Genomic DNA, 6,618 nt, shown 5'->3' on the forward strand with positions numbered 1-6,618 from the left:
TATAAAGTAACCGTACAGCAAAATTCTCATACAAGGCCGCGTTCACTTAACTCGCGCTTCAAGTAGGAGTAAAAGACAGGTGCTGCTACCACACCTGGTAAACCAAATAGAGCTTCCATGACTAAAATCGCCGTCAATAATTCCCATGCCTTTGCATTGACCTGAGACCCAATTATTTTCGCATTTAAAAAATACTCAAGTTTATGTATCACAATCATAAAACTGAGGGAGATCACTGCCAATTGTAACGAGTGAGAAAGGCTCACAATAACGATGACTGTATTTGAAATAATGTTACCAACAACTGGAATCAAGCCGGCAATAAACGTAATCGCGATCATACTTTTTACTAAGGGCAGATGGACCCCTGCCATCGGTAGAACAACAGCCAAAAAAATCGAAGTGAATATCGTATTAATGAACGAGATACGAACCTGTGCGAACACCACTCGGTGAAACATCTCAGCCAAGTTCGCAACTCGCTGGTGTAAGGCAGCTGCAAAAGGACGATAATGCTGGACGGTTGTCGCATCTTGAAGGGCAACCATACTTCCAATCACCATTCCAAGTAGCAAATGAACGATTAAATGGCCCGCCTCTTGTCCCACGGCCTTCGCTTCACCTGCGTGTTCTCTCAGTGTCGTTGTCAAAATCCGCTTCAAAGCTTCAATATCTTCAGGCAAATATGTGGTGAGCCATATTGGTAATTGCTGCCGCGAAGACTCAATCAAATCTGCCAGTCTTTGCAACAAATTCTGTAAGTTACCCGCATCACTTCGTAAAAAGACAACGACACCCCAGATCGCTGAACTAATACAAAAAATTATCAGAACTGACAAGAAAACAACGGCAATCATTCTCGATTGCTGGTTGCCGAATCGACGTTGAATTGTGGGGACCAACAGCCTTACTGATGAGTAGAGAAATAAACCAGAGAAGAGCGCGACCAATAAACCTGCTTTCAATACGAGAAAGAGCGCAAAAGCTGCACAAAAATAAGACGTTACGACAGGTTTTGATTGTTTTGAATTGGTGATCATTATTTTCCAATCTGTACGACGACATCAAATGCAATGAGTTATCTGGTCAGGGCATCAGGACTGATCCGGAAGATGCAATTCAACATGCTAGCGGGAATTCTTACAAAATGCACAGTTATCACGAAAATAAGCTGTTTCTTTTAAGGCAGAGAAAACCAAATGCCCTGACTAAAATAGATTTACGTGAGCAATTCGACGAAATTTGCGCGTGGTTTATAGTATGATCTTGCCACTATATTTAGCGTTTATTGGCGCTTTCTTCGTTTAACTCCCCCCAGAATGGTGCTGCAATCGGCCTATGAGTAAATCGTATAAACAATACAGTCTGTTGATTTGGATCTCTGTAATTCTCATTCTTGGTTTTATCGCTGTTTTGGCGACCAGTTATTTGGTGTCGAAAGACGCACTGCGTCGAGGCTTGTCTGAAAACACCTTGCCAATCACAGGTGACAATATTTATTCGGAAATTCAAAAGGATGTGTTGCGACCAGTTTTTGTCTCATCACAAATGGCCAACGATACGTTTGTTCGAGACTGGATGCTAGACGGAGAGCAAGATCCCTCACAAATATCGAAGTATTTAAAAGAAATCAAACTCAAGAATAATGCCATTTCTAGCTTCCTCGTCAGTGACCTGACAAAGAACTACTACTATCCCGAGGGCCTTCTGAAAAGCATTAATCAAACAGATGCCCGCGATCAATGGTTTTTCCGAGTCAAAAATTTGAAATCGGCATATGAAACAAACGTCGACATTGACCTCGCCAACCACGACAGCATGACCATATTCACCAATTACAGAGTACTGGATTACCAAGGAAAGTTTATGGGTGCTGTGGGTATTGGATTGACCTTAGACACCATGAAACATTTGATAGACAACTATCAAAATAGATTTCAGCGAAAGATTTATTTCGTAGATAAAAAAGGAAACGTCGTACTTGCTAGTAACTCTCTTAAGCGCCAAACAAATATTCTCAATAGCCCTGGGATCGATCAAGTTGCGAAACTGGTACTTTCAAATGCAAAAAATGACTCTTTACATTTAGAGTACACAATCGATGACGAGGCCATCTATCTGAATTCCAGATTCATTCCAGAATTAGGCTGGCATCTATTAGTTGAACAAAATCTGGCAACAGAACTCAAACCCTTACAAAAGCTATTGATGGTCAACGCTGGAATTGGCTTGGGCATCACGATTGCCGTGTTATTGATTGTTCTTCTCTCTGTCCGACACTACCAAAACCGGATTGAAAAATCTGCTGCAACCGATTCTTTGACTAAATTATTGAATCGCCAGGCTTTCGATTTTGTATTTCAACAGGCAATTTTGGACAGTGAAAGGTCACGTCAACCCCTGTGTGTGGCGCTGATGGATATTGACCATTTTAAAAAAATCAATGACAAACATGGTCATTTAGTTGGCGACCATGTGCTAAGAGAAATTGCCGCGATAAGTCGTCGTTCTTTACGCGAAAGTGATGTGATATGCCGCTGGGGCGGCGAAGAATTTCTTCTGTTGCTAAAAAATTGCTCACTCGAAAAGGCAACTTCAATAGCTGAGAATTTACGAAGTACGATCGCTGCAAACGATTTTTCCCGCACCACGGACCTTACCAAGGGTCGACTGTCATTGACGGTGAGTATGGGTGTTGCAGAGTGTCGATCTCAAGAAAGTGAAGATAGTGTCTTTGAGCGGGCGGATGTGGCGCTTTATCAAGCGAAGGAAAGTGGGCGCAATAGTGTCTATTTTTCGGAGTAGACCTGAGTTTGACGCGGATTTATTTCTGGCGACCAGCGAGTTGTGCTGTTGGATCAATGAAAGCAGAATACAACTTACCTCGCATCTCATCCCATTCTTCGACAACATCATTTTGGCGTAGGACGGTGTCAAAGTCACCACGTTTAATTGGGCCGGTTAGTGCGCTTGCCGCTCCTAGCTGAAAGACGTTCTGCAACGTCTTTTGAGACAGGCCTTTGGCCAACTCAATCGCGACCTCTGGTGCGATACCAGCAGCGGTATATGCTTGCATTGCGGTGTCGAGCAACGTCACCAAAAAATTGCTCGCAAATACGGAACCAGCGTGATACAGCAACTTACGCTCACTTTGAATGTGTACGATGTTAGCGCCAAGCTTTTCGAATGCTGGCACCAGTATCGATTGCGCTCCTTCGTCGCCTTCGATACAACAATTTGTGCCACGAAAATCCTGACTCACCTCTTCCGGATTTGCAAAACTTCGAACCGGATGTACACTCGCCAAAACCAATCCCAACTCATTCGGAAAATTGGGGACGCTTTTCAAATCACTGCTTGGCTTTGAGCCGCTACAATGAAATATCAAACTGCCTCGTTGCACGGTATGCGTTCGATATAGTGCTTCTGCTGTCTTGATAATTTCATCGTCCGGAACGCATATCAAGGTGACTGCTGTCGGTTTCAAATCCGATATAGCAGTGGTCGGGGTACCTTGACCAATAAACCGAACCGCGGCATCGACATTGGATTGCGTTCTACTTACAACGTGTCCAATTTTAAATACGCCATGCAGATAAAAAAGGCGACCCAAAGATCTTCCAACCTGTCCCGCACCAATTATATTAAGTGTTGGAAGCATGTATTCCTTTTAACATTTGCGGTGGAATTAAATTCCATCATCACAATGATTCCTTGATGAGTCTGCCTGCAGACTTCTGAATGGGTCGAGCATTGTTAGGATACAAGCGAGCAAAAATCGACGCTTGATCGGGTGAGAGTTGAACAGGCTCTTTCATCACCAGCCAAAGAACGCCCTCACTACACGGCGGGGTAGTCAATGATCCCATGTAGGTGAAATAGCCTCTCTGTTTGGGCAAAAATTGCATCAAATCGATATTCTTTAGTGCTTTAATTGGCTCATGCTTTTCTAAGGGAAGATTATTCCAAACGAGTTGGACTCCAGGATGTGTCTCACCTAACTCTAATAATATTGCCACCACTGCTAGCTTAGACTCTCGATCCCTGTGGACAAAATGGACAACCATTTCGTATCCCTTACCATTGATACGCTCTTCTGAAGGACGATGAAAGTGGAACTGTTGAAGTTCATAGGCCTTACCAGAAACATTCACATAGTTGCCTGGATTAACGTTCACTTGTATCGTATGCCCATTATCTAAGACTTGAAATTGACTAGGCTTATAGTCAAAGTTGAGTACATCTAGATCAACTTTAATACCATCGCGAATATCAATTGGTGACTGCCGCTCACCGAGATCGCACTTGACGTTAGCAGAGTTAAGCTTACCCCAAGACAATGGGCCTTCTTCACCTTCATAGCTCCAATGAGCGCTTTGACTCTTCTCAGACTTCTTCGGCTTTTGTTCTATTTCAGCTGACTTTTTTATTGGAACCGAATAGGTGCGTACATAAGGCCGAGCTATTGGCTTGTTCGATTCATCCTTGTCTTTCCGAATCACCGCTAATCGTTCAGCAATTTTTGCTGCGAGCTCATCGGCAGCTTGTGCTTCTTTTTTTCTTGCTGCCTCAGCCGCCTTTGATTCGCGTATAGGGGCCGCTTCTTTCGTAGCTTTGCTCTCTTCTTTCTGTGAGCTGGTGACTTCGTCTTTCGATGGAACTGGCTTTATCGGCTTTGTTACGGGATCATTTGCAAGTGCAGTAGACGTAACAATCATAAACGCTAGCAAGACAATGTTAGAACGCATAATTAAGTTTCCCTGAAGAGATAGGTTCTTTACGGCAATTTGTTCCAAAAACTTGAACAAGCTAGTATTGCTCTATTTAACCTTATCTAAGCGTTCGCGACGTAGACTAATTTGTTTATGAATCTCTAACTTCAATTCATTACTTGCTCTGCTCCATGCAGCAATTTCATCTAAAGTTCGTAAGCAACCCAAACAAAGCTGATCTGGTCCAATCTGACATAGTTTTATACATGGAGAAGGGATTTCGTTAGGGTTTTTGTCGTCTATTTTCATATTTAACAATCAATTCTTCTACTTATCAAAAAGCCACTTTTCTACACCTCTTGCTGCTGCAACCCCTGTAGCAAAACAAGCGCTCAGTAAATAGCCGCCTGTAGGCGCATCCCAATCAAGCATTTCGCCTGCGCAAAACCAGCCTGGTTTAAGCTTTAACATCATTTGATCATCGACACTTTCAAAGGAGACGCCCCCAGCACTGCTAATTGCCTCATCAATCGGAAATGGCTCCTGAAGAGTAATTTTCATTTTTTTTATCGCTCTCGCAAGAATTTCATGGTCCATCATTGCTTCCTTTCCCAATGTCTCATAAAGCAGGCCAACATGAATTGGGTGTAGGCCCAACTTGCCTCTCAGATGAGCCGAAATCGATTTCGATCCCCTAGATGCCTTTACTTCGTTGTAGACGCGGTCACAGGATTTACCTGGCGTTAAATCGAGATAAAGATTTACATAGCCGTTATGATGGATGTGACGACGAATCTCAGATGAAAGTGCATAGATTAGACTACCCTCCACCCCGCGTTTCGTAATAACAAACTGCCCCTGACGGGTATCTAGATTGTCTTCTTCATCGAGACGAGCACGGACATTCGTTAAAGGAGTTCCTGCAAATTTTTCTGAGAAATGGGAACTCCAATCCACCGAAAAACCACAATTGCTCGGCTCAAACGGTGAAATGCTTACACCCAAATTGGTAAAAGTAGAAACCCATGTTGCATCTGATCCTAGTCGCTTCCAACTGGCACCTCCCATTGCAAAGACAATAGCTGAAAATGATTGTCGCGTCATTTTGCCTGCATTCTCAAATATTAAATCTTCACCCTCAACTCCAACCCATTTGTGGCGCATATGAAAGATAACACTTTGATTGCGCAATCTTTGTATCCAAGCTCTCAACAACGGGGCCGCTTTCATATCACTAGGAAACACCCGCCCCGAACTTCCAACGAAGGTCTCGATCCCCAAGTCGAGTGCCCAACCTCTTATTGCTTGGCAATCAAATTTTGAGAGCGCATATCGTAGCTGATCGGACGACTTTGGGTAGCGCGTAAGAAATCTAGTCATATCTTCTGCGTGGGATAAATTCATGCCACTTTTCCCCGCCAACAGAAACTTTCGTCCTGCAGACGGCATTGCATCAAAAACATGCACTAATTTCCCATCCTTTGAAAGGATATCTGCTGCCATTAGGCCCGCTGGACCAGCACCGACAATTGCAATGACGCGCTTTGATTGAGACATTATCGATTGGGCAAAAAGAGGATTAATCGAATTCCACGCTGATCGAATGAAGTATTTTTTCACAGCGACAGCAACAAGTTGAAATTATATCGTCTTCTAAATGATCCTATCGACCAAGGCAAGCTCTATTGTTCGTTGAACACGTAGGATAATAGGAGTTTGAAATAGGCGAACCGTAGCCCAAGCAAATGGATAGGAAGTGAGGAGTAACAAAGAATCGGATTATGTGGAATATGTTTTTGTGTAGGGATAAAGCAAAAGCCCCTGATTCGTTGGAATCAGGGGCTTTCTGGTATAAGAGCCTGACGATGACCTACTTTCACACTGGTTGCAGCACTATCATCGGCGC

At 43.4% G+C, this 6,618-nt stretch carries 6 protein-coding genes; 1 reads left to right on the forward strand and 5 read right to left on the reverse strand.

Translation table 11 applies throughout. From position 1 onward, the window contains the following. Nucleotides 1-26: 26 nt before the first annotated feature. Nucleotides 27-1,040: an AI-2E family transporter gene (locus tag KDM90_RS17465; RefSeq protein WP_212676900.1), complete on the reverse strand. Its 1,014-nt coding sequence runs from the start codon at nucleotides 1,038-1,040 to the stop codon at nucleotides 27-29. Between the two features lie 298 nt (nucleotides 1,041-1,338). On the opposite strand from KDM90_RS17465, the gene KDM90_RS17470 reads away from it, so the two are divergent. Then, a complete protein-coding gene (locus KDM90_RS17470) occupies nucleotides 1,339-2,805 on the forward strand; it encodes a sensor domain-containing diguanylate cyclase (protein ID WP_212676901.1) in 1,467 nt (488 codons plus the stop codon). Nucleotides 2,806-2,824: 19 nt separating this feature from the next. On the opposite strand, the gene KDM90_RS17475 is transcribed toward KDM90_RS17470, so the two are convergent. From KDM90_RS17475 to KDM90_RS17490, 4 genes are all read right to left on the reverse strand, one after another. Further along, entirely contained in the window at nucleotides 2,825-3,661 is an 837-nt protein-coding gene (locus KDM90_RS17475; protein ID WP_212676902.1) for a Rossmann-like and DUF2520 domain-containing protein, read from the reverse strand. Between the two features lie 40 nt (nucleotides 3,662-3,701). Next, nucleotides 3,702-4,748 (reverse strand): carbonic anhydrase, encoded by a 1,047-nt coding sequence (locus tag KDM90_RS17480; RefSeq protein WP_212676903.1) that lies wholly within the window; start codon nucleotides 4,746-4,748, stop codon nucleotides 3,702-3,704. Between the two features lie 72 nt (nucleotides 4,749-4,820). Beyond that, complete coding sequence (locus KDM90_RS17485; protein ID WP_212676904.1) at nucleotides 4,821-5,021, reverse strand: DUF1289 domain-containing protein; 201 nt, start codon at nucleotides 5,019-5,021, stop codon at nucleotides 4,821-4,823. An 18-nt stretch (nucleotides 5,022-5,039) separates the two neighbouring features. Continuing rightward, nucleotides 5,040-6,269, reverse strand: coding sequence for a TIGR03862 family flavoprotein (locus tag KDM90_RS17490; protein ID WP_212676905.1), 1,230 nt, complete (start codon nucleotides 6,267-6,269; stop codon nucleotides 5,040-5,042). Between the last annotated feature and the right edge of the window lie 349 nt (nucleotides 6,270-6,618).

This window comes from Affinundibacterium fentianense, assembly GCF_018139545.1.
Lineage (GTDB): Bacteria > Pseudomonadota > Gammaproteobacteria > Burkholderiales > Burkholderiaceae_D > Undibacterium > Undibacterium fentianense.